Source organism: Chloracidobacterium sp. D, assembly GCF_018304685.1.
Taxonomy (GTDB): domain Bacteria; phylum Acidobacteriota; class Blastocatellia; order Chloracidobacteriales; family Chloracidobacteriaceae; genus Chloracidobacterium; species Chloracidobacterium thermophilum.
This window is the reverse complement of the sequence record NZ_CP072635.1, coordinates 934,901-957,336: the sequence shown is the minus strand read 5'-3', so window position 1 is coordinate 957,336 and position 22,436 is coordinate 934,901. Positions and strand designations below refer to the sequence as shown.

The 22,436-nt window shown below is 62.6% G+C and carries 21 protein-coding genes; 10 read left to right on the top strand and 11 right to left on the bottom strand.

The features are described 5' to 3' along the window. Positions 1-8 precede the first annotated feature (8 nt). The 6 genes from J8C01_RS15095 to J8C01_RS15070 form a co-directional block, all read right to left on the bottom strand. On the bottom strand, positions 9-791 hold the full coding sequence (locus J8C01_RS15095; protein ID WP_211432969.1) for an inositol monophosphatase family protein: 783 nt from the start codon (positions 789-791) through the stop codon (positions 9-11). Next, complete coding sequence (locus tag J8C01_RS15090; RefSeq protein WP_211432968.1) at positions 788-1,474, bottom strand: carboxypeptidase-like regulatory domain-containing protein; 687 nt, start codon at positions 1,472-1,474, stop codon at positions 788-790. Before J8C01_RS15090 ends, J8C01_RS15095 begins: the two co-directional genes overlap by 4 nt. Before the next feature lie 59 nt (positions 1,475-1,533). After that, the gene (locus J8C01_RS15085) at positions 1,534-2,070 is read right to left on the bottom strand and encodes a metal-binding protein (protein ID WP_014101522.1); all 537 of its coding nucleotides are present in this window, start codon (positions 2,068-2,070) and stop codon (positions 1,534-1,536) included. Positions 2,071-2,127: 57 nt separating this feature from the next. Beyond that, entirely contained in the window at positions 2,128-3,738 is a 1,611-nt protein-coding gene (locus J8C01_RS15080; protein WP_014101523.1) for a long-chain-fatty-acid--CoA ligase, read from the bottom strand. A 181-nt stretch (positions 3,739-3,919) separates the two neighbouring features. Beyond that, positions 3,920-4,606 (bottom strand): SOS response-associated peptidase, encoded by a 687-nt coding sequence (locus tag J8C01_RS15075; protein ID WP_211432967.1) that lies wholly within the window; start codon positions 4,604-4,606, stop codon positions 3,920-3,922. Positions 4,607-4,671: 65 nt separating this feature from the next. Beyond that, positions 4,672-8,547 carry an ATP-binding protein gene (locus J8C01_RS15070; protein ID WP_211432966.1) on the bottom strand — a complete coding sequence of 1,292 codons (3,876 nt, stop codon included), beginning with the start codon at positions 8,545-8,547 and terminating at the stop codon, positions 4,672-4,674. Here J8C01_RS15070 and J8C01_RS15685 point away from each other — a divergent pair. The 3 genes from J8C01_RS15685 (at position 8,521) to J8C01_RS15055 (ending at position 10,933) form a co-directional block, all read left to right on the top strand. Continuing rightward, positions 8,521-9,036 carry a response regulator gene (locus J8C01_RS15685; RefSeq protein WP_371821111.1) on the top strand — a complete coding sequence of 172 codons (516 nt, stop codon included), beginning with the start codon at positions 8,521-8,523 and terminating at the stop codon, positions 9,034-9,036. The genes J8C01_RS15070 and J8C01_RS15685 overlap by 27 nt on opposite strands. Positions 9,037-9,159: 123 nt before the next feature. Next, positions 9,160-9,489 (top strand): DUF4388 domain-containing protein, encoded by a 330-nt coding sequence (locus J8C01_RS15060; protein ID WP_211432964.1) that lies wholly within the window; start codon positions 9,160-9,162, stop codon positions 9,487-9,489. Between the two features lie 118 nt (positions 9,490-9,607). Continuing rightward, positions 9,608-10,933 (top strand): NAD(P)/FAD-dependent oxidoreductase, encoded by a 1,326-nt coding sequence (locus J8C01_RS15055; protein WP_211432963.1) that lies wholly within the window; start codon positions 9,608-9,610, stop codon positions 10,931-10,933. 283 nt (positions 10,934-11,216) lie between these two features. Here the strand turns inward: J8C01_RS15055 and J8C01_RS15050 are convergent, their stop codons facing one another. Next, complete coding sequence (locus tag J8C01_RS15050; RefSeq protein WP_211432962.1) at positions 11,217-11,936, bottom strand: sigma-70 family RNA polymerase sigma factor; 720 nt, start codon at positions 11,934-11,936, stop codon at positions 11,217-11,219. A 35-nt stretch (positions 11,937-11,971) separates the two neighbouring features. Then, on the bottom strand, positions 11,972-13,072 hold the full coding sequence (locus J8C01_RS15045; RefSeq protein WP_211432961.1) for a transglycosylase SLT domain-containing protein: 1,101 nt from the start codon (positions 13,070-13,072) through the stop codon (positions 11,972-11,974). Positions 13,073-13,332: 260 nt separating this feature from the next. Here J8C01_RS15045 and J8C01_RS15040 point away from each other — a divergent pair, with 260 nt between their 5' ends. Then, positions 13,333-13,755 carry a hypothetical protein gene (locus J8C01_RS15040; protein WP_014101533.1) on the top strand — a complete coding sequence of 141 codons (423 nt, stop codon included), beginning with the start codon at positions 13,333-13,335 and terminating at the stop codon, positions 13,753-13,755. A 37-nt stretch (positions 13,756-13,792) separates the two neighbouring features. Here the strand turns inward: J8C01_RS15040 and J8C01_RS15035 are convergent, their stop codons facing one another. After that, positions 13,793-14,863: a phosphotransferase family protein gene (locus tag J8C01_RS15035; RefSeq protein ID WP_211432960.1), complete on the bottom strand. Its 1,071-nt coding sequence runs from the start codon at positions 14,861-14,863 to the stop codon at positions 13,793-13,795. Between the two features lie 148 nt (positions 14,864-15,011). On the opposite strand from J8C01_RS15035, the gene J8C01_RS15030 reads away from it, so the two are divergent. The 6 genes from J8C01_RS15030 (at position 15,012) to J8C01_RS15005 (ending at position 19,789) form a co-directional block, all read left to right on the top strand. Further along, positions 15,012-15,533 (top strand): DUF6702 family protein, encoded by a 522-nt coding sequence (locus J8C01_RS15030; RefSeq protein ID WP_148264140.1) that lies wholly within the window; start codon positions 15,012-15,014, stop codon positions 15,531-15,533. Between the two features lie 2 nt (positions 15,534-15,535). Next, the gene (locus J8C01_RS15025) at positions 15,536-16,033 is read left to right on the top strand and encodes a CIA30 family protein (protein WP_211432959.1); all 498 of its coding nucleotides are present in this window, start codon (positions 15,536-15,538) and stop codon (positions 16,031-16,033) included. A gap of 173 nt (positions 16,034-16,206) precedes the next feature. Further along, positions 16,207-18,192, top strand: a complete 1,986-nt coding sequence (locus J8C01_RS15020; RefSeq protein WP_211432958.1) for a LysM peptidoglycan-binding domain-containing protein — start codon at positions 16,207-16,209, stop codon at positions 18,190-18,192. A 44-nt stretch (positions 18,193-18,236) separates the two neighbouring features. Next, entirely contained in the window at positions 18,237-18,761 is a 525-nt protein-coding gene (locus J8C01_RS15015) for a hypothetical protein (RefSeq protein WP_014101538.1), read from the top strand. A gap of 327 nt (positions 18,762-19,088) precedes the next feature. Next, positions 19,089-19,397, top strand: a complete 309-nt coding sequence (locus tag J8C01_RS15010) for a hypothetical protein (RefSeq protein WP_211432957.1) — start codon at positions 19,089-19,091, stop codon at positions 19,395-19,397. Then, complete coding sequence (locus tag J8C01_RS15005; RefSeq protein ID WP_014101540.1) at positions 19,394-19,789, top strand: hypothetical protein; 396 nt, start codon at positions 19,394-19,396, stop codon at positions 19,787-19,789. Before J8C01_RS15010 ends, J8C01_RS15005 begins: the two co-directional genes overlap by 4 nt. Before the next feature lie 50 nt (positions 19,790-19,839). Here the strand turns inward: J8C01_RS15005 and J8C01_RS15000 are convergent, their stop codons facing one another. Then, a complete protein-coding gene (locus J8C01_RS15000; protein WP_211432956.1) occupies positions 19,840-21,189 on the bottom strand; it encodes an MFS transporter in 1,350 nt (449 codons plus the stop codon). A gap of 39 nt (positions 21,190-21,228) precedes the next feature. Then, positions 21,229-22,293 (bottom strand): polysaccharide biosynthesis/export family protein, encoded by a 1,065-nt coding sequence (locus J8C01_RS14995; RefSeq protein WP_211432955.1) that lies wholly within the window; start codon positions 22,291-22,293, stop codon positions 21,229-21,231. Positions 22,294-22,436 lie beyond the last annotated feature (143 nt).

Sequence of the window (22,436 nt, the reverse complement as noted above, 5' to 3'; positions counted from 1 at the left end):
TCCCTCGCTTACTGTGGGGTTGATTTCATGAGCACCTGGCACATGGCCGCGTGGAGATGCCCATTGCTGGCCACGATCTCAGGCACATAGGGACTAAACACCTGCCCGCTGAAAGCCGTGACCTGCCCTCCGGCTTCGGTGACGAGCAGACTGCCAGCAGCCATATCCCACGGCGCAAGGTTCAGCTCCCAAAAGCCATCGAAACGCCCGGCCGCCACATACGCCAGATCGAGTGCTGCCGATCCGTCGCGCCGGATAGCCTGCGCAACGTCCAGAAAAGCACTGAAGTGATCCAGGTTTTTTTGTGGCGACGCCTTGACATTATAGGGAAATCCAGTGACAAGCAATGCCTGTTCCAGACTGGTTACGTCTGAAACGTGCAGCGGCCGGCCATTGCACCGGGTTCCCTGCCCCTTCGCTGCCGAAAACAGCTCATCGCGGAGCGGGTCATAGACCACACCGACGATGGTTTCCCCCTGCCACTCAACGGCAATGGCGACGCTGAAAAACGGATACCCATGGGCATAGTTGGTCGTGCCGTCCAACGGGTCCACAATCCACCGGAAGGCTGACGCAGTTTCCGTCAATCCACTTTCCTCCGCCAGAATGGCATGGTCTGGAAAGCGCGCCTGAATGCGACGGCGGATGCACTGCTCGGCCAGCACATCCACTTCGGTGACAAGGTCAATCCGCCCCTTGTGGCGCACATCGAGGGGCGCGCCAAACCGCTCGCGCAGCAGCGCCCCGGCCTCGCGGGCGACGGCTTCAGCAAAAGGCAGGAGATCGGTCATGGCCGGCGCTTCTCCGGTTCGAGCTGAAAGGCCATGTTGCGTGCTTCCCGCTTCTGCACATCCAGTTCCTTGGTCTGTGGGCGGTAGCCCCTGGCTGTCGCCGTGATACGGTACACCGCTTCCCCACCGGGAAACCGGAAGGCAAACTCACCGGCGCCGTTGGTCGTGGTGGTTCCAACCTTGCCCGGCTTGAGACTGGCATCCGCCGCCGACACCCGCTCGGCAACGACGGTCACGTTGGGCATCGTCAGACCGTGCTCGTTGAACACTGCGCCGCGAATCACCGAATAGGTGCGCTCGGCTTCCAGCTCGAAGGGACGCTTGATGACCGTCGTCTTTCCGCCCTCAACGGTCTGCAGGATATTCAACCGCGCCGCCGACCGGCCTTCGGCTTCGACTTCGACCACGTAGTTGCCCGGCGGCAGGCCGTCCAAGTGAAACTCCCCTTTGGCGCCGGTCTCCCCGGTATAGGTTTCCTTTGTCACCGAGCGGGTCAGGGTCACTTTGGCGCCGGCCAGCGGCTGTTTGTTTTCACGCGCCACGACGCGCCCTTCCAGCCTGCCCGTGGCTATTGGCGACTGAGCCAACAGGGTGCCACCACACAGGCACCACCCCATCACCATTCCAATCAACCATTTCCGCAGCATAGCGTCGGCGGCCGGCAGCCCCCGCCGCCAGCTCACGCTCTCCTTCCAGACTCACGCTGACCGGCCAGACTCACGCTGACCGGATGTGCCCCAGGCTAAAACGTCTTGAACATGCTCTTGAGCGTGCTCCCGATCACATCGGTCAGCGTATGTGTGGCCGCGCCCCACCACAAGCCGATGAAAGCCACCAGCCACACCTTGCCGTCCACGGCGCGGAACAGACGCGACATGTGATGCCCGGCTGTTTGCAGGGTCCGTACGGCTTGATCGCCATCGGCCGGCAGTCCGTCAATCCAGACCGCCCGCACGTAGAGCACAGCGGCCAGCGCCAGGGTCATCACCAGCGTGAAGTAGCCCACCCGCAGCCAGGTGCTCCACAACAGGCCGTGTGTCCAGTGTGACCGGTGCGGAAAGAGCTTTTTGTAGGGATACCACAACCAGCGCAGGATGCCCCAGCGCGTGTACTGCTTGCTGTGCGTGTCGAGGTCGGGGCCGAACATCAGTCCGCCGAAGAGCATCGTCGCTGTCCCCAGCACCGTCAGCCCCACGTGGCGCGTCAGAAAGAACAACCCGACGGCCGTGGGTATGGCCAGGACGTACGTCACCAGATCATGCGTTCGGCCGGAAGGCATCGTCCTCTCACCCGTCTCAACCGTGTCAGTGCGCTACGCCGTCAGGCGCTCACATCTTCAGGCACCGGCCGACCCCTGCGCCAGCCCCTCGCGCAGCGCCCGTTTGAGCACCTTGCCCGTCGGACCAATCGGCAACTCCGTGCGAAACTCAATCAGGCGCGGGTATTTATACGCGGCCATCTGTTCTTTGCACCAGTCGCGGAGTTCGTCTTCTGTGATCGTGGCGCCCGGCTTGCGGACAACATAGGCTTTGACTTCCTCGCCCAGCCGCTCATCGGGAACGCCAATGACCGTCACCAGCGAAACGGCCGGGTGCGTCATCATCACTTCCTCGATTTCGCGGGGATAGACGTTGTAGCCGCCACGGATGATGAGGTCTTTCTTGCGGTCAACGATGGTGATGTAGCCATCTTCATCTATGAAGCCCAGGTCGCCAGTGTGAAACCAGCCGTTGCGCATGGCTTCCGCTGTGGCTTCGGGCCGCTTGTAGTAGCCTTTCATCACGCAGTGGCCGCGCACGACGATTTCGCCCACCGTGCCGGTCGGCACGGGTTGGTCGTTTTCGTCGTGGACCCGGATTTCAATCCCCATCAGCGGTTGCCCGACCGTCCCCGGTTTCGCCGGCTTGGTGAGTTGGTTGTAGGAAAGCACGCCGGTTTCGGACATTCCATAGCCTTCCAGCACAAGGGTCTTGAACTTCTCCCCAAAGGCGCGCATCAGCTCGACTGGCATCGGAGCCGCCCCGACGTTGGCAACTTTGAGCGTCTCGGCAATGGGTGAAACATCAATGTTGTGCTCGTTGGCGTAGTTGAGCAGCGCCCAGTACATCGTCGGCACAGCCGCCCAGGAGTTGATGCGCTCGGCGATCATGGTCTCAATGGTTTGTTTGGGATCAAAGCGCGGCAGCAGAACCGACGTGCCGCCGGCATACATCACCACACCAAACTGCGCAATGAGGGCTGTGGCGTGAAAGAGCGGGGCCGTGGAAAGCACCTTGAAGTCGGCTTCGATTCGGACATCCACGGTCGGCAGCAGCAGTTCGCGCAGGTGAACGAAGTTCAGAATGAGCTGCCAGTGCGTGAGTTCCGCCCCCTTGGGCTGTCCGGTCGTGCCCGAAGTGTAGAGCATCAGCGCCGTATCGAACGGGCTGACCGGCGGACGCTCACAGGTCGGCGGCTGACCAGCCATCAGCTCTGCCAGCGTGATCGCGCCTGGGAGCGCAGGTGGAGATTCGGGATTGGCCGGCATCACCACGAATGTCTGGCAAAGCTGCGCCTCCTGAAGCGCCGCCTGCGCCATCTGCGCCATGGGCAGTTCCGGGAGACCCTCAAAGCAGAGCAGGGCTTTGGCGTCACAGTCGTTGAGGTGATAGGCAATCTCACGCGGCTTGAGCAGGACGTTGAGTGGTACAACCACCGCGCCGGCCTTGAGAATGCCGAAAAAAGCCATGGGAAAGTAGGCTATGTTCGGACAGGACAGCGCCACGTGGTCGCCGGGCTGGATGCCCCGCGCCCGCAGGCCATTGGCAATCTGATTGGCCGCCGCCGCAAGCTGGGCATAGGTCAAACGGGCTGGCCCGGCAATGACGGCCAGCCGGTCAGGACGATGTACGGCATGATGGTCGAGGATGGAAGCAATCGAATACGTGGCAGCAGCAGGAAGCACCATGACACACACCTTTTCAGAGAGATTGACGCATCCGGCAGACACGACCCGGAATGGGCCGGACCGACGCAGGCAGATGGCAACTATCGTGGCGGGTCACTTTGCGCGCGTCAACCGCCTTCGCCTTACCTGAAAGAACTCATCCACCCGAAGCCGGCAGCCGCGGTTCACTCACTGGTTACATTCAGAACAGCCCGGTCTGATGCGGTTCCGGCATCACCGGCGCAATCAGGGATGCGTCATCGTTGGTCACGACATTGACCGCGCGCGATACCGGATAGAGCCGCATGGCTTCAGCCGGATAGGGGCGCAGCAGCCGTTCGAGGCGGTCGAGGTCGTTGGCTTCCAACCAGATTCTCTCCTCTTCCGGCAACAGGATGACCGGCATGCGCTCGTGGACAGTGGCCAGCAGAGGGTTAGCCTGGGTCGTCACTACCGTGCAGGAACGCAGCACACCGCCGTCAGGGGCTGGACGCTCATCCCACAGGCCGGCCAGCGCAAAGGGCTCGCCGTCTTTGAGGACGGCCCGGAACGGTGTCCGTGTGCCGTCCTGGTTCTTGCGCCATTCGTAGAAACCGTCACAGAGCACCCAGCAGCGCCGCCGCCGGAAACTTTCCCGGAAGGAAGGTTTTGTGCGCAGGGTCTCGGCGCGGGCATTGATGAGCGGCGGCCCGGAGGTGTCCTTTTGCCAGGCCGGGAGCAACCCCCAGCGCGCGCTGGAGAGTGTGGTTGGCGCGTCGTCAAACACGACGGCCACTGGCTGCGTCGGCGCAATGTTGTATCGCGGGCGCACCGCAACCTGGGCGGTCGTCAGACCAAAGCGCGTCATCAAAGCTTCCTGGGGTGTGGTCAGTGTGTAGCGTCCGCACATGGGGGAAACCTTCTACGGGCAGGTTCTGCCGGACAGGCGCTGCCTCCCGGCGGCGCTGCCGGCGTTCATTCAATCCTGGCAATCGCCATCGTGATGCGCGATTCAGCCTCCTGGGGCTGGACGCGCGGCAGCGTGATGGTGAAGCGACTGCCCCGGCCCGGCCCCTCCGACGTGGCTTCAATACAACCGCCATGCGCGTCAATGTAGCTTTTGGCAATGGTGAGGCCGAGACCTGTGCCGCGTGTGTTGAACTCAAACCGCCCGGACGAATGCCGTGACGTATCCCGGCCGGTGTAGAACCGCTCAAAGATGTGAGGCAAATCGGCGGCATCAATGCCGATTCCGTTGTCGGCAATTTCAACGGTGACGAATGTTTCCCCGCCCGTCACGGTTACAGCAATCTCGCCGCCATCCGGGGTGAACTTGATGGCGTTTTGAATGACGTTGAGAAACGACAGGTTGAGTTTGTGGGCATCGCCTTCAATCTGGGTGTTGCCACTGGCGACGAACAGCACCTGCTGCCGGCGCCTGGACGTAAAGACGCTGACCTCCTCCAGAATCTCGCGCAGCAATGACTCGACGATGACAGGCTCGCGCTGGAGACCAATGTAGCCTTCCTGAATCTTGAGTACCTCGAAGATGTCCTCGACAATCCGCGCCAGCCGGTCGGTGGTCTTCAGGCAGGTGGCGAGAGCCATCTGCTGGCGTTCAGTAGGCGGGTCAAACGCGCCAAATGCCATGGCTTCGAGAAAGCCCTTGATGACCGTCAGCGGGGTGCGCATCTCGTGCGAGGTCACGGCCAGGAAGTTGTTTTTCATGACATCGAGTTCCTGCATCCGCGCCACGACTTCCTGTTCACGGCGGTAGAGACGCTCGGCCCGCTCGGCTGCTTCCCGGAGCTGGCGGTTGATGGTGGCATTCTCGATAGCTACGGCCGCCTGATGGGTCAGCCCTTCGATGAGGTCGCAGTCCTGCTCAGTGAAAGGCTCCCGTCCAAGTGGACGCCGAATGTCAAGGACGCCAATCGTCGCGCCGCTGCGATTGCGGATAGGCACGTCCATGATGCCGTGCACCCCATACACCTCAATGAGGTCAGGATGCGCCAGGTCAGGGCAGGTGCGGACATCATTGACAATCCGTGGCTTCCCTGTCGCCGCCACACTCCCGGCAACCCCCTTGCCCAGCGGAAAGGGGACTTCACAATCTTCCCAGGCTTTTCCATTCCAGACGTGGCGAAAGACCAGCGTATCGCCCTCCATTAGGCCAATCCCGCCCGGCTCACCCCGTACCAGCAGCGCGCTCTCCGAGGCAATCTTGCGCAGGACTTCCCCCACATCCAGAGTCGAGTTGATGACGCGCGTGCTGTCGAGCAACTGCCGCAGCGCCGCAATGCGCAGTTCCTGATGGCGTCGGATTTGGCGTACCCGCAGGTCATACAGGGCATAGCCAAAGCCAAACAGCGCCAAGGCATAGAGCACGTAGGCCCAAGGCTGACGCCACGGTGCCGCCTGAATGGAAAACGACAGGGTGACGGGCCTGACCATCTGCCCCGTGGCATCCCGCGCCCAGACCGTGAGCGTGTAGTTCCCTGGCGGCAGATTTGAGCAGTCGCGCCGGGTGCGTCCTGTCCAGGGGGTCGGTTCGGCATCGTAAGGGGCAAGCTGCGTGCGGTACATCACCTCCTGCCCACGCCGCAGCACGGGCAGGACAAAGTGAAACGAAAGGTCGCGCAGCGTATGCGGGAAAGCCAGCCCGGGCGACGGGGACAACAGGGTATCCTCCGCAGTGGCGATGTGCACCAGCAGTTTTCCCGGTGTCTCTTCGGCAGGAAAGATATGTGTGTTGAGAATGGCCAGGCCACGCACCGTCCCCACCCAGGCCCGACCCCGGTCATCACAGCCGGCGCGCCCGAAGTTGCACTCATTGCTGGGCAGACCGTCTTCCACGGTGAAGGTTTTCAGCACACGCTCCTGACCTTCCTGCGCCCTGTCCAGCGCCAGACACACAACCCCCCGGTTGGTCGTCGCCCACAACCGGCGGTGATCATCCTCGAACAGGTGATACACCACATCGTTGGGCAGTGCCGGCGTGGTCCGGGTGTTGAGATGTTCAAGGATGCGCGGGGGGTCGCCCGGTTCGAGACAAACCAGACCCCCGCCCTGCAAACCACACCACAGCCGGGTGTGACCGGTGGCGTCGCGGGTCACGTGCAGGGCATTGACCATCGGCTGCCCGCTCAGCCCAAGCTCAAAACGCTTCCACCCGGCCGCCGTCCGACAGGCAATGCCTTGGTCGAGGCCGGCCCAGAGCTGCACTTCCCCATCCGGGCCGGACACTTCTGCCACCGTGTACACGGCTTCATTTTCGAGACCCAACGACTCGCTTTCGCCCGTATCGGGGCGCAGGGCCAGCAACCCCCGGTTGGTTCCCACATACAGCCGCGCCGGTGTCGTTGCAGCGCGTGACGGACACAGGACATGAATGTGGGCATCCGCCGGGACGAATTCAACACGCGAAGCGCGCAAGGGGCGTCTGTTCTCTGCAAGTTGCCACAAACCGGCCGTGGCCGTGCCAATCCACAGCACCCGCCGGCCCGGCTGCCCGGTTGTCAGCAGCGTGCGGACGTTGTCGGCCGGGAAGCCCTGTTCAGGGCCAATGGTTGCCCATGTGCCACGCTCCCACTTGGCCAATCCGGCCAGCGTTCCGGCCCAGAGAATTTCCGTACCATCGGCGGCGTCCCAGACTTCGGCACACCAGGCCATGTTGGAAGGCAACCCCTGCGCCTTTGACAGCGACCACCAGGCACCGTGGTGCAGGTAGGTCACGCCACCGCCGCCGCCCTGTCCGATCCAAATCCCGCCACTGCGGGGTTGACTGATGAACAGGGAACGCACGAGGTCACTCGACAGCCCCTGGGCTGTTGCGTAGCGCCGCCACTGGCCGCCGGCTTGGGCGTACAGTCCCTGATTCGTGCCGATCCACACAAGGGGGCTGCCATCCGGGCCCTCGACTTCCAGCATGGCGTTAATGGACAGCGTCGCAAGTTCCGCCGGTACTCCTGACAACGCCTGCACCTGCCGGCCGACCACCAGCGCCGCGCCGCGTACGGTGCCAACCCAAACGCTGTCGGGTGCCAGCCGTCGGGACAGGCAGGTGATGTTGTTCGCCGGCAGGCCATCCGCGGTTGTCAATGGTTCCCACTGCTCGGTGCCCAGCACCTGCCGCCAGAGACCGCGGTCCTGCGTCCCCACCCACAGGCAGGGCACAGGTTTGTCGGTTACGCTCAAGCACTGCACCACACAGCCCTGGAGCGGCAGGGCCGCTGGCGGGCGCTCCCACCGCTCATCCCGGAAGCGAAACAGGCCGTCATGCGTGCCAATCCACAGCCCTCCTGCCCTGTCGTCCGGTATGGCCAGCAGCGCAGTGATGTTGTTGGCGCGTTCACTGCCGAGAGAAAATGTCCGCCATGGCTGGGACGGATGCGCCAGCGCATCGTAGCGACAGAGTCCGTTGGGCGTGCCCAACCAGACGCTTTCCCCGGTCACGGCCAGCGCCGTCACGAAGTTGGAACCCAAGGCGCGTGGCACAGCAACCGGCGTCCAGAGGCGGCCGTCGAAATAGGCCGCACCATCCTGTGTTGCAGCCCAGAGTCGGCCCTGCTGGTCACGTACCAACGCCCGGATGGAGTTCTGGGGCAGCCCCTGCTGGTCGGTGTAGATTTGCAGCGCCGGCTGGGCAATGCTGAATGGCGTTGCGGCAGTTGACGGCGACGGTGTTTTTCCCGGATGGGGAAGGGATTGCGGCTGTGCCCATCCTCCCGAAAGATACAGCCAGAAGCCAAGCAGGGCGCACCATAGGCAACGGCGTTCAGACCGACGCCGGACATAACTTCGCAGGGGATGGGCGGAAGCTGAATGCCCCTGCACGGTGGCTTTTCGCAAGGCGCTGCCCATGTTCAACACGGTTTGAGCATGTGGCGTCCGAAGCTGGTGGGAGACCGGCTGATGGAACGTGGATATGGTGCACTGTGCGCGCCACACCCACGGCAAGTCAAGCAAAAGGTTCCGGCTGGTCAGGGGAAACCGGAATGTGTTAGAAAACGCACATCACATCCAGTAAGGATGCCGTTTATGACCCTGCCCTATGTGTCGCCGGCCGAGACGTCTTCATTGTCTTCAGCCCGAATCCTGGTGGTTGACGACGAGCCATTGATTCGTCAGTCCATTGGAGAGGCCCTGCAGAAACAAGGACACCAGGTTGCACTGGCCGCAGACGGGCGTGATGCCCTTGAGCAGCTTGGCACCGCGACCTTTGAGTTGGTGGTCTGTGACATCAGAATGCCGCACATGGATGGCATCGAGCTGTGCCGCCTCGTCCGCAGCGACCCGCGGACAGCCGCCATACCGTTCCTTTTCCTCAGCGCCTACTAGGACATCGAGACCCGCCTTCAGGGGCTGTCTGCCGGGGCCAATGATTTTCTGGGCAAGCCGTTCAGTCTCGATGAGCTGGTCTATCGGGTCAACCGCCTGCTGACCAATCGCCGTTCCCCGCTCGTGGATGAAGCCCTCGAAGTCAACCCCAACCACCTGGGGCAGTTTTCCTTCGAGCAGGCGCTTCACGTCATTCGCAGCCAGGCGCTGAGCGGACTGCTGACGGTTATTTTCCCCCAGGGCGAGGTTGGGCGGGCTGTGTTCGAGCAGGGCAACCTGACGGCAGCGGAAACCGAAGCGGCCAACGGGAACTGTCGGCTCACGGGCCCCGAGGCGCTCACACATCTTTTGCAGTCGCCACGGGTGACGTTCACGTTTTCCGGGCAGCAGACTCTCGACAACGCCGTGCTGATGACCCAGATCACACGGACGGTCGAATCGGAAGCCGGCTAGGAAGCAACGTTGTACGGGTGACACACCCGTGTCGTTTTTTCATTCTCAAGTAACGCCGGTGTGGGATAGGATGCGTCTGTCCTCCCGCCAACTTCTCTGACACGGACGTTCACCACTGATGACTGCCCCGCATACAACCTCATCGCCGGTTGACATTCTGGTTCTGGGCGGTGGCTTTGCCGGCCTCAACACCGCCTTCCAGTTGTCGAACTATCCCTGGACGCGCCCCGTGCGCATTACGCTCGTCGATCGCAACGACCGTTTCCTGTTCACGCCGATGGCCTACGAAATTCTCACCGGCGAAGTCGAGGTGTGGGAGATTGCCCCCTTGTACCGCGACATCCTCGGCAACCGGCCGGTGCGGTTTGTGCAGGGCGTCATTGAGCGGATTGACCTTGAAAAACGCCAGGTACAGGTTGGCGATACGACGCACCGGTATGACTATCTCGTGCTGGCGCTGGGGGGACGCCCCAATTTCCGGCAGGTGCCGGGCGCTGACAAATACTCGCAGCCGTTCTATGACCTGGCACACGTCCAGGCCTATCAGAAGCACCTGGCCCACACGCTCGACCGCGCCAGGCAGACCACTGATCCCAAGGTGCGCAAGGCGCTGTTGAACTTTCTGGTGGTTGGCGCTGGCACCTGCGGCGTCGAAGTAAGCTGCAAGCTGGCCGATTACCTTGATGCGCAGTCCCGGGCGTACGGACTCGACCGCCAGGAAATGGAAATCCACCTCATTGACCGCAACGAGCGGATTCTGCGGGGTGTGGCCCACCGTCTGGAGCCAATTGCCCTCGACGCGCTGCGGCGGCGGCGGGTCAACCTGGTTCTGGACTGGGGCGTGACCAAAGTCACCCCGGAAGGCGTCGAAATCCGCTGCGACAAGCAGGGCACGCTCAAGCAGGTGGCGGCGGCCACTGTCACCTGGACTGGCGGCATCGAGATGCATCCGCTTCTGACGGCCCTTCCCGTTGAGAAGGATGCGCACGGGCGGATTCGGGTCACCCAGCAGCTTGAAGTTCCGGGCCAGCGGGGCGTCTATGCACTGGGGGATGCCACGCATTTTCCGACCGACGATGGGCAGGGATTGCCGGCCACGGCTCAGGTTGCCGTCCGGCAGTCAGAAATCGCTGCCTGGAACATTCGCGCCGACATCGAAGGCTGGGTGAAGCTGCCCTACATCTACATCGGGCTGGGTGAAATGCTCACCCTGGGTATCGGAGAAGCTGGCGCGGATGCCTTTGGGATGTGCATCGGCGGCACACTTGGCGCGGCGATGCGGCGTGCGGTCTATCTGACGAAGCTTCCGACGATGGGGCTGAAAGTGCGGGTGGGCGGCACGTGGATGGGTGAAATTGCGAAAAGCCTGCTCGCTACCGGCGAGCGCGCTGTGGATGCTGTCCGGCAGGCTGCCGCACAGGCACAGGTGAATCAGGCAGCCTAGCCAAATGCTCAGGTACCTCCCCGACCGGCTTGTTCCCGGCCGGACGCCCCGGCTGGTTGCAAACCCGGACGCCGACAACGGCAGTCTGGACGGCACGGCCAGCCCTGCCGCTGAAACTGCACCTTCCCGCCGGTATCCTTATTGCTCTGGGCGGATCACTTACCAGACGCCAAACTTCAGCCCCGAAGCGTGGGGGAGGTAGTGGTGACGTTGGTGCCCGTAACAGTTGAGTTTCCCGCTGGCCGGCAGGCTGCCGCTCCAGCCCAAACCGATGAAGCCGCAACTAGCCGGCTTCGTCCGGCCTGAGCAGCCCCTCGCGCTGCATGGCTTCGCGCAGGCGCCTGATGGCGCGCGCATGCAGGCGCGATCCCCACGACCGTGACAGCCCCAGTTCAGCGGCGTAATCCGCCGCGCTCCGCCCCTTGAAATACAGAGCCTTGATGGTGGCGCGGTCTTCATCAGGCAGTTGCGCCACAAGGCGCATCATCCGGCCGATGAGGTCATCCCGTTCCAGGGCGCTGGCAAAATCCAGGCTCCGGTCGTCGGCAATCGTGAGTTCCTCGTGATCGAGCGACAGCAGGTAAATCGGGATGAGACTTTCAAGCTGCGCCTGCGCGTCGGCAATGTCGTCGTCGAGGGTCGTGCCATGGGACGGACGCCCGGACTCCTCTTCGGCCAGACTGTGGAGAAAATCCGTCGCATTGGCTTCGGCACGCACGCGCCCGCCATCCACCCGGGCAAAGTTGGCCATTTTGCGCACTTCATCCCAGATGGCACCCTTGATGTAGTAGTGGGCAAAGGTCACAAACGACACACCCCGCGCCGGATTGTATTTCTCAGCGGCGCGCACCAGTCCCAGGTTGCCGTAGGCAATCAGGTCGTCGAGTTCGACGGTGGGCGGCAACTTCCGCACAATGTCGTAGGCAATCGTCCGCACGTAGTGCAGATGCTGCTCGATGAGCGCATCCCGCTGGACATTGGGAGATGGCTGCGTTCCGCTCATGCCGTTTCGCGCCACCGTACGGGAGTGACCTCACGTCACCCGGCGGCGGTACGGCGGCGCGCGGCCCGAGCGACGATCTGTTCTGGGTAGTTGCGGATTTCGACAAACTTCTGGGCAGCCAGTTTAGGAAAGTAGCGCGCAGCGGCCAACGCCAAGGGCGCAGTTTCGCCCCCAAGCGCCAGATGTTCCCACTTGGTGGCCCATTCGCGGGCAAACGCGACGGCTTCCGGCCCGGTCAGCCCTTCCTCGCGGGCGCGGGCAAGGCCATCCCGGTAGGCATGCCCCATCGCCACGGTAATCGTTCCTTCTCCACCGTTGTACGCACCCATGACGAACTTCCAGTACTCATCCCCCTGCGGCGTGCCGTAGCGCGAAAAGGCCATTTCCGTCAGGCGCTGCGCCTTGACGTGCAGCAACCGCGCAGCGGCCGGAATGGCCAGGCTCGGATTGAGCCGCTCGTCGCTTTCCGTTCCCGGAACGCCTACGGACAACCCCAGTTCGCGGGCTTCACGGCGGCCAATCTGGGCAATACCGGCGTAGCCATACTGGTTGACGACATCGGTGCGCAGCCCCGACTCCTGCACGAGCAAACTCTTGAGCAACCGTGGCGGCAATCCCGGACACAGGGCCACGGCCTGCTCGATGAGGGGATCAAGCGCACTGGCTGCGGCCATTTTGTCTTTGCCCACTCCACGCGGCGCGGCATCGTCAGACGATGGCGCAACGAAGTGCCGGTCGGGTCCCCCTGGCGCCTGGCCCGGCGCAGCCGATGACTGAAGGGCGGCCAGGTCATTGAGCATAGGCTGCACGAGCCGGGCGCTGATGTCGTTCCATTCATCGAGCAGTTCCGGCGACTGCGACAGGTCAGCGCCAATCAGCTCTGGATGGCGCGCCTGAAAGATCAGGTCTGTCAACTGCCACGGATCGGTAAAGCCGGCCTGCACCGCCAGGACAATGGTCTTGAGTTCTTCACGGGTCCGGCGCTGCGTCTCCGGGTCGTTGCCCAGAGCCTGTTCCAGGCGGGTTTCAAAGGCCGTTTTGCCGGTGGCACGGGTGGCAGCGGCCGGTTGCCGCAGAAAGGCATCCGGCCGTATCCGCGCCAAGTCAGTACGCTGAATGTTTTGCTCGTTTGCCATGGCACTTCCCCGTCAAGCCAAACTCAAAACCCCGTCTGCCCTTTACCGCTGCCGACGCGGGGGCTTTGCAACGTTTCCGGCGCTCACGCACAGTGCGCCCTATCCTTGGTTATCGTTCGATGTACAGCCATGTTGCGCGCGTCCCAGGAAACGTCCGTGCCAAGACGTACGCGCTGCGCTGGCGGGCTGTGCTAATCTGCACCCCATCTTCAAACGGCTCGTGTCAAACACTTGTTATCCGAAAGGAGTGTTCCCATCCAATGCGAAACCTCTGGCTGCGATACGCCTGGCTGCGATACGGACTCTGCCTGTGGGTCGTCCTTGGACTGCTGCCCGTGGCCGCCACAGCCTACGGGCCCGATGAACCGAAGAAGGCTCCGGCCGTCGAAGGCGAATATGACATGGAAATCACCGTGACCGGCGCGGGGATTTTTCCCGTTGAGCTGAAGGTCATGCGCGACGAGCAAGGCAAACTCATCTGTGAGTCCAAAGACCAGATTGGCGTGTCCATCACGGGTATCACTGTGGACGACGACGGGCAGGTGACGTTGACCGGCAACTACCAGGGCATGGAATTCGAGTTCAAAGGCAAACTCGAAGGCGACACGATGAAGGGTGAGTTCGACATTTCGGGCTACGCCGGCACGTGGGTCGCCACCCGCCGCAAGCCTTCAAAGGAATAATGGTGCAGGGCGAACGGCGGTTCGCCCCTACCACCGGTCATCCCATGGCGCGTTGGGCCAGTTCGGCAAACAGGCGGGCCATAGCCCCCATGCGGGCAAAACGCTCGTCGTGCGTGAAGCCTTTCACATACCGGAAGTAGATTTGCTGCACGATGACCGCCACCTTGAACAGCGCAAAGGCTTCGTGCCAGCGCATTTCACGGACATCCCGGCGGCTGGTTTCGGCGTAGCGGGCCAGCAGTTCGGCGCGGGTCAGGTTGCCGGGCAGCGCCGTCAGCCCGAAACTCATGGCGTGGACTTCCGGCGGATCATCCCGCTCCACCCAGTAGGCAAGTGCTGTGGCCACGTCCGTCAGCGGATCGCCCACCGTAGCCATTTCCCAGTCCAGCACGGCGCGAATCCGGGTCAGATCGTCCGGGTCGAGAACGACGTTGTCGTACTTGTAATCGTTGTGAATGAGCGTGGCGGCGCTGTCTTCGGGAATGCGCGCCGTCACCCAGGCAATGACCCGTTCCATGGCCGGCACGTCATCGGTCTGGGCAGCGCGATACCGCTTGACCCAGCCCTCGACCTGACGGCGGACGTACCCGGCTCCCCGGTAAAGATCGCGCAATCCGGCGGCTTCGACATCCACGGCATGCAGCTCGGCAAGATGGTCAATGAAGTTTGTCGAAAGCCGGCGCATGGTTTCGGCATCGAGCGTGATGCCTTCCGGGACCCTGGTGCGCAGAATGATGCCCCGCACGCGCGTCATGACGTAAAACGGCACGCCTAACGGCGAACTTTCCGCCGGGATGTAGCACAGCGGCTGTGGCACGCGCGGATAGACCCGGTGCAGGCCCGACAGCACCCGAAACTCGCGGTGCATGTCGTGTCCCGCCCGGATATGTTCCGCGCCGAAGGGCGGACGCCGCAGCACGTATTCCCGGTCGCCGCTCCGCAGGGCGTAGGTCAGATTGGAGTGCCCGGCCGGAAACTGCTCGATGATGAGCGGCGGGGCAAGTTCCGGGAGATGCGGTTGCAGGCAGGCCAACAGCGCCTCTGCATCCAAGTCCTCACCAGCCCGGGGTGGACGCGGAGCATCAAGGGCAGAAAGCGGAATGGTCATCGGTGTGCCTCACTGGATGAACCGGCGCGGCCGGTCAGTCTCGGCAGTTGCGTCTGGACAGAGGTCTGGAAAAGGGGAAATAACATACTGTTGACCGGGCGACAACGGGCCGCCGGTTTTTACAGACGGGAATGGGACAGGAAACATCATGACCTCACGACGAGCATTTCTGACGATGGCTTTGTGGCTGGCTTCCGGGACGGGCCTGGGTGCGCCAGCGGCGGCGCACAAATTTCACGCCAGTTTTACGACCATCGAGTTCAACGCGGAAACCGGCTCGCTGGAGATTTCCCTGCGCGTTTTCAGTGATGATCTGGAAAACGCCCTGAGCCGCCAGGCGCGGCGGCGCATTGAACTCGACCGGACGCCGGATGTCGCCGAGCTGGCCAGCGCTTATGTGCGGGAACGGTTCAAACTGCGCTGTACCGATGGCACACCGGTGCGGATGGCGTGGGTCGGCATGGAGCAGCGGGTGGATATGACGTGGATATACATCGAAGCACCGGCTCCTGCTGGCTTCACCGGACTGGAAGCCTTGGTGACGGTCTTCTTCGAGCTGTTCCGCGACCAGAAAAACAACGTCTCATGCAAGGATGCGCAGGGCAAGCGCCACGACATCCTGTTTCGTCCCAGCGACAACACCTTCAAACCGCTGGTGCCAGCTTCCTGATAATGGTGGTGTTCGACTTTGCAGACCCGACGGCCGCCACCGCCTGGTACGCCATTGGCGATCAGGTCATGGGCGGCTGTTCGTCCGGGCAGTTGCGTCCGACGAACCACGGCTTTGCCGTCTTTGAAGGTGTGGTGTCTCTGGCCAACAATGGTGGCTTTGCTTCCGTGCGCTCAGCTCCTCTCGCGCAGCGCCTGCCGCCCCAGGCGGTGTTTGTCATCGAGGTCAGGGGCGACGGGAAAACCTACAGGTTCGTGGTACGCACCGATGCCAATTTTGACGGACTGGCCTATCAGGCCACCTTCACGCCTGCGCCCAACACGTGGCAGACCTGCCGGTTTGCCGCGACTGACTTTGTGCCGACGTTTCGTGGCCGCCCTGTTCCGGCTCCGCCCCTGCGGACGGAAGCCACGACGACCGTGGGCCTGATGATTGCTGGCAAGCAGGCTGGCCCCTTTGCCCTGGCCCTGCGGCGGTTGGTGGTTCTCACCGAAGCCTGACCGGCGCGGCTTCCGTGTGGCGCACACTTTGAGCAGGCAGGGCAGACATTTCGCCGGCAACTGGCCGGCTCAAAAACATGCTGCCCTGACGCAACATCGGACGCTGCCAACCGATAACGGAAGTGAGGACCGACAGTGTCGGCACACCACGATGGATGGGAGACTTGAACGCGATGGCACGGATCAACGGGGTTACACGGACACCGGCGACTTCTTCACAGACTCCAACCACCGGCACCCAACACCTGATCCGGCGCGGGGAAACCCTGTCGGGCATTGCACAGCGTTATGGGACGACAGTGGATGCGCTCCTGCAGGCCAACCGCCAGATCAGAAATCCGAACCTCATTTACGCCGGACAGACGCTGACGATTCCAACGACCCGTAACACAAGTGCGCCGAACCAGGCCGGCAGTCAGGCTGGCAGCCAGTATGTCGTGCGCCGGGGCGATACGCTTTCCGAAATTGCCGCCCGCAACGGCATTGATCTGGCGCGGCTCATCAAGGCCAATACGCAGATTCAGAATCCCAACCTCATCTATCCCGGACAGGTCATCAACCTGCCGGGCCGCCAGGTGGCAACTCCGGCTCCGGCGCGCCCCAATCCGTCTCAGCCCAGCCCGGCCCAGCCCGGTCCGGCGCCCTCACGCCCGACGCCCGCGCCCTCCCAACCGACCACGCCTGCGCCGCCCCGGGTGGACACCACCGCCCCGGTTGGCACGATTCCACGCACCGGCAACGCTTTCATTGATTCGATTGCAGCCGATGCCATCCGCAGCCAGCGGACAACCGGTGTGCCAGCGTCAGTGACGATTGCTCAGGCCATTCTCGAAAGCGGCTGGGGACGTTCGGAGTTGACCCGCCAAGCCAATAACTACTTCGGCATCAAGGGCACGGGCCCCGCCGGGTCCGTCACGATGCGGACGCGCGAGGTCTTCAACGGCCGCGAGGTCTATGTCAACGCCCAGTTCCGCAAGTACAACTCCGCCGCCGAGTCCTTCGCCGACCATGCCCAGTTCTTCATCCGCAATCCACGCTATGCCACCGCTATGCGGCACACCAACGACGCCTTCCGTTTTGCGGCGGAGATTCACAAGGCCGGATACGCCACCGACCCGAACTACACCAAACTGCTCCACAGTCTCATGCGCGAGTACAATCTGACGCGCTTTGACGCCATTGCGCGGAATGGCAACGCCACACCGGCACTGCCTCCGGCAGCGCCAACCCCGGCACCTGCGCCCTCGGCACCGCCGGCGGCCGGCACGCGGGAGCACCGGGTTCGGGTCGGCGACACGCTCTCCGGTATTGCCCAGCAGTACGGGACGACCGTCGCGGCGCTTCAGCGCGCCAATCCCAGCATCACCAACCCCAACCTCATCTATCCGGGCCAGCGCATTGTGATTCCCGGCAGCGGCAGCACGAATGGCAGTCGGCCAGCGCCGACACCAGCCCCGTCCACCCCGCCGACCTCCGGCTCGCCTGTGCCTCCTGGCCGGGGATTGCCACGCACGGAAGGGATGACCACAGCCCAGAAGTTCGCCCTGTATGCCAACTACATCGAGCGCCACGGCTCCGCTCAGGCCAAGGCCGATCTGGCCGCCGGACGGGTCGTGATTCTGGGGCTGCGCGTGGAGACCAACACCCGCGCCAATGGTGGGCAGGGCGTCTATGACGACCGCATCGTGACCCTGCGCAAGCTGCCCAACGGTCAGTTCCAGGTGACGGAACTGCGCGCCAACACGGAACCGAGCAGCCAGTACGAAGATGGCTGGTCAGGACGGACACGGCGCCCGATGGGCGTGGACAGCAACCGGGATGGCCGGCTTGACCTGGGCCGGCTGGTGGATGGCACGCACGAGTACATGCGCGCCAATGTCGGCCCCAACTTCGGCCCGACCCAACCCGACGGGAACAACATCCTGATGCCCACGACAAGCCGCCCGGTCGTGCGCGACACCAACCACGACGGTGTCTTCGACGAGCGCGATCGCAACCGGAACAGCTTTGAGGGACAGACGATGTACTTCCACCGTGGCGGCACGACCAACACCTACTCAGCCGGATGCCAGACCATGCCCCAGAGTGAGTTCAACCGCTTCTGGGATTCGCTTGGCAACCAGCAGCGGTTCCAGTACGTTTTGGTCACGGTTGGCTAGGAACAACCGCATCGCACTGGCGGTGCAGGAAAGGACAGACATCTATGAGCGGACAAATTGGTGGCATTGCGCCCGGCGTTCCCACGCCGGGCACTTCCAACCATCCCCACGGAGCACAGTCACCCGCGACTGGCGGCAAATCCTTTGAATCCATTATGCAGCAGACAGCCGGGCAACCGACCGATGTGCTCCACCAGGGAAGCGGTACGTCGGGCCTGACCTTGGAGCAACTCCGTGCTGACCTGATGCAACGCTTAGCCAACCCAAACGCCAACGACTTTGGAATTTCCTTTGACCAGGCGCGGCTGCGGATTTCTGCTCTGCGGGATGGTATCCACGGCATGGCTCCCGACCGGCGCTCCCCAGACCTGCTGGCGCGGTTCTCACAGGTCGAAAATCAGTGGATGCAGATTGAGACGATACTCAATTCCGACCGGGAACTGTCGCAGGGAGAGTTGCTCGGCTTGCAGGCACGCATGTACCAACTGACTCAGAACATCGAAATTCTGAGCAAGGTCGTGGATCAGGTCACGAGCGGCATCAAGACCGTTCTCCAAACAAACGTTTGAATTGCCCGGCCTGGCTTCATCCACCCGCCAGGCGGTGAGTTGACAGGCAATCTGGAACCGTTACAATCGGCATGCCGAGCTTCCCGTTCAGTTCCGGTAAATCCTTACCGGAGTTGAACTTGAAGCAAGCTGCCAAGCTGTGCGTCAAGTCTTTGATGAGATGTCCGCCGCACAGCCGCCCCCACCACATTCGACACGAAGGGCATTGTGCCGATGAAGCAGCACCGCAGATCACGCCGAGGTGGTAATCACGGCAACAACCAGAATGGCAATGTTGCCAAAAGCCTCAAAGGAAAACGCTCCGGACAATCCAGCCAGGCGAACGGGTTGCCTCAGTATGCCGACGAGGTGTACGAATCCGCTGTCGCCCCACAATCACCGGCTGAACTCGAAGCCTATCTGGCAACGCAGATGCGGCGTCTCATCCATGCCCGTCAGGAGCAGGAACGGGCGCTGCGCCAAATTCGGGCTCTGGGTGAACAACTCAGTCAGGAAGGTACGCCACCACAGGTGCAGGAGCAGTATGCGCAGGCCGTTGCTCTTTGGCAATCGTCCCGTCGCAATGGAGTGAGCGCCCGGCAAAAGCTGCTCTTTGCCATGTCTGAAAAGCTTATGATTGACACCAATCAGCCATGACGGACGTTGGGACCTCCCCGCCAGCCACGCTTGACGAATCGCTTGTCAACCGTATCCACGAGTTGGCCCGCGCCCTTGGCGTTCCTTCCGATTCGTTTCTGTTCTCCGATTTTGCCGTGGTGGATGCTGACCTGCTGCGCCAGATCGCTGATGGTTTGACCCTGGCTTTCGTGACGCACTGCTACCACCACCATCCTCGCGGGGAGAACGTCTATGAGCTGATGGCGCTGGAAGAAAAAACCGCTCCCAACACACCGGAAGCGGCGGCGCTCGAAGCCCGTATCGAGGAAGCCGCCGCTGCCCAGATTCCCTTTGTGGTGAGTGTCAATCGCCTGCTCGAAGACTACTACCGCATCCGCTGTCAGATTGAGGCGCACCTGAGCGCGCTGTAGCTGTAGGGTGCCACGACTGAAAGGCACCACCGGGCCCGGTTGGACTTCGGCTAGGTTTTGCCGAGATGCGAATCCAGCCACCAGCCGCCCAGCGCCGCGACGCCCACTGCGGCCCCACACGCCAGGATGGTTATCGTTGTGGAAAGGCGGCTGGCGATGGCACCCGCTGCCAGTCCTCCCAAGGCGTATCCTCCTTGGAACGTCACCAGAAAGAGGCTCATCACACGCCCGCGCACTTCATCCACCAGACCAAACTGGACGAGCGCCGTCAGTTGGCTCAGCAGGGCAATCAGCGTTCCGCCAGTAGCCACGATGGCCAGCGCCCCGGTGTGTGGCGAGGGCATCAGGGCAAAGATGCACAGTGCGGTGCCCGTCGCACCCGTCAGAAAGAGTGCCCGCCGTCCGCCGCCGACCGGTTTCGGACGCTGTGCAATGTAGAGCGAGCCAAGCACTGTTCCCAGTCCGTAAAGCCCAAGCAGCACGGTGTAGAGCCACGCCGGGCCATTCCAGGCTTCCCGTACGTGACTGGGCAGCAGCACCGGCACACAACCTCCGAAGAACGTGGCCACAAAGCACAGGACATAGACTTCGACGAGCCCCGGACGCCGCTTCAGATAGTGGCGCACCTGCCGGGCTTCCTGGGCCAGCGCCTGCCACAGGCTGAGTTCGGCCAGCGGCCGCAGCGGACGGGTAATCCTGGCAAAGGCATCCATCGCCAGGGCTTCTGGCGGGTGCTCCGGCACACGCCCGGCCACTACCAGTAGCAGCACAAAGGACAGACAGTTGGCGGCGTAGCAGGCGGCCGGCCCCAACATCAGCAGAACTCCGCCTGCCGCCAGCGGGCCAACCATGCGCGCCACACTGAGCTGGAGCGAGTTAAGTGCCGTCGCCTGGGGCACTTCGCGGGTGGGTACCAACCGTGGCAGCAGGGAGACATAGGCCACATTGGCAAAGGCCTGCCCAATGCCGGTTCCAAACGACAGTGCCAGCAACCACCAGACCTTTGGCTGTCCGGTCACAAACAGCAGCGTCCCCCAGGCTGTGCAGAGGATTTGCAACAGGGAAGCCAGCAGAAAAACCCGCCGCCGCTCGAACCGATCCACCGCCATGCCGCCGGGAAAGGTCAGCAAAAACAGCGGCGACAACATCAGAAAGGCATTCAGCCCCAGATACCAGGCGCTGCGCGTGGTTTCATAGATGAACCACGCCTGGGCGGTGTTCTGCATCCAGGTCCCGACATTCGACAGCAGGGCCGCTCCCAGCAGCCACGCCAGTGCGCGATGCCGCAACACCTGCCAGCTTCCCGGTGCGGGTGTGTCCTGCTCCTGCGCCCGCAGCAGGTCCTGCATCAGCTCCGGGTCGAGCGCCCGAAAGTTGGTGGTGTTGTGGATGTTGCGCATGGCCGCAGGCTGCCGGGAACCCGCCTACGGAAACCCGGATTACCGGATGATGGCGGTCGTCAGAAGGGGAATGAGTGCTGAAGTGACAAGTGTAGGCAGGCTGCGCATCAGGGTTGTTCCAGCCGACCACAGTTCGGAATGGGGCACGTAAAGCACGTCGTTAGCCTGCAACACCAGGTCTTTCTGTTTCCCGGACTGAATCGCGGCGAGGCTGATCTTGATTTCTTCACGCTCCAGCTTGCCGGGAACCGTCCGGTAGAGGCGAATGTCATTGCGTTTGGCTCCGTCGGCCAGCCCGCTGGCCATAGCAATCGCCTGCGTGACAGTAATCGGGTTGCGTGCCGTAATGGGACCGGGCTTGCGCACATTCCCGGCCAGATAGACGACATCGGCTCGTGGTACGGAAATGATGTCCCCCGGCTGTAACAGAAGGTTGTTTTTGGCATTGCCGGCGATGATGTCATCAATGTTGATGGAAAGAATTTCGACATCCGGTGGCACATCCTCATCTGGCTCCGGTGTCGGTGCGGCTCCCAGTGCCGGCTGGGCTTCTTCCGCCGGTTTTGACACGTAGCGGATGACATTGACAAAGCGGCTGGAGTCTTCGGCAAGCCCCCCTGCCAAGGCAATGACATCGAGCAGGCGCATGGCGCGCCGCAGCGGCTGCCGTCCCGGCGTGCGGACGGCGCCAATCACGGTCACGAGCCGCGAGTTGAATTCCGTCACCGTAACACTGACTTCCGGCTGCCGGAGATACTTCCGCAACTCCTGCCGCAGCAAATCGGCGGCTTCGCTCTCGGTCAGCCCGGCCAACTGCTGTTTGCCAATAAACAGCAGTTCGACGCTGCCGCTGTCGCCCACCCGGAAGCGCCCCGTCAGGTCGGGCTGCTTGAACACCTTGATGTCCACGACATCCCCTGGGCCAATCACGTAGTCTCCGGTTGGCGCTGTATAGACCTGGGTGGCCCGCACGGCCGGGCTGGGCATCACCGGCGGAAATGAAGGTGGATTCGGCGCTGGCTCCTGGGCAAAACTGGAACCGGACAGCCCCGGCAACGCCAACAACCATAACGCAAGGTAAAGCATGTGTCGTCGGTTCAACATAGCGCCATCCTGAATCAGAATTTTCGATAGAGAGTCAGATAGTGATGCTCACTGTAAAGCATTCTTTTCAGGCATCAAAGCCAGTTTGTTGGGCGTGGCGCTACACTTCGCCACTCGCCACTCACCACTCGCCACTCACTACC

Coding starts and splice junctions, on each gene's coding strand:
- J8C01_RS15045 (WP_211432961.1), bottom strand. CDS start 13,072: ATGGCAAACGAGCAAAACATTCAGCGTACTGACTTGGCGCGGATACGG.
- J8C01_RS15015 (WP_014101538.1), top strand. CDS start 18,237: ATGAGCGGACAAATTGGTGGCATTGCGCCCGGCGTTCCCACGCCGGGC.
- J8C01_RS14995 (WP_211432955.1), bottom strand. CDS start 22,293: ATGTTGAACCGACGACACATGCTTTACCTTGCGTTATGGTTGTTGGCG.
- J8C01_RS15075 (WP_211432967.1), bottom strand. CDS start 4,606: ATGTGCGGACGCTACACACTGACCACACCCCAGGAAGCTTTGATGACG.
- J8C01_RS15035 (WP_211432960.1), bottom strand. CDS start 14,863: ATGACCATTCCGCTTTCTGCCCTTGATGCTCCGCGTCCACCCCGGGCT.
- J8C01_RS15005 (WP_014101540.1), top strand. CDS start 19,394: ATGACGGACGTTGGGACCTCCCCGCCAGCCACGCTTGACGAATCGCTT.
- J8C01_RS15685 (WP_371821111.1), top strand. CDS start 8,521: ATGCCCCTGCACGGTGGCTTTTCGCAAGGCGCTGCCCATGTTCAACAC.
- J8C01_RS15020 (WP_211432958.1), top strand. CDS start 16,207: ATGGCACGGATCAACGGGGTTACACGGACACCGGCGACTTCTTCACAG.
- J8C01_RS15025 (WP_211432959.1), top strand. CDS start 15,536: ATGGTGGTGTTCGACTTTGCAGACCCGACGGCCGCCACCGCCTGGTAC.
- J8C01_RS15085 (WP_014101522.1), bottom strand. CDS start 2,070: ATGCCTTCCGGCCGAACGCATGATCTGGTGACGTACGTCCTGGCCATA.
- J8C01_RS15000 (WP_211432956.1), bottom strand. CDS start 21,189: ATGCGCAACATCCACAACACCACCAACTTTCGGGCGCTCGACCCGGAG.
- J8C01_RS15095 (WP_211432969.1), bottom strand. CDS start 791: ATGACCGATCTCCTGCCTTTTGCTGAAGCCGTCGCCCGCGAGGCCGGG.
- J8C01_RS15055 (WP_211432963.1), top strand. CDS start 9,608: ATGACTGCCCCGCATACAACCTCATCGCCGGTTGACATTCTGGTTCTG.
- J8C01_RS15040 (WP_014101533.1), top strand. CDS start 13,333: ATGCGAAACCTCTGGCTGCGATACGCCTGGCTGCGATACGGACTCTGC.
- J8C01_RS15030 (WP_148264140.1), top strand. CDS start 15,012: ATGACCTCACGACGAGCATTTCTGACGATGGCTTTGTGGCTGGCTTCC.
- J8C01_RS15050 (WP_211432962.1), bottom strand. CDS start 11,936: ATGAGCGGAACGCAGCCATCTCCCAATGTCCAGCGGGATGCGCTCATC.
- J8C01_RS15080 (WP_014101523.1), bottom strand. CDS start 3,738: ATGGTGCTTCCTGCTGCTGCCACGTATTCGATTGCTTCCATCCTCGAC.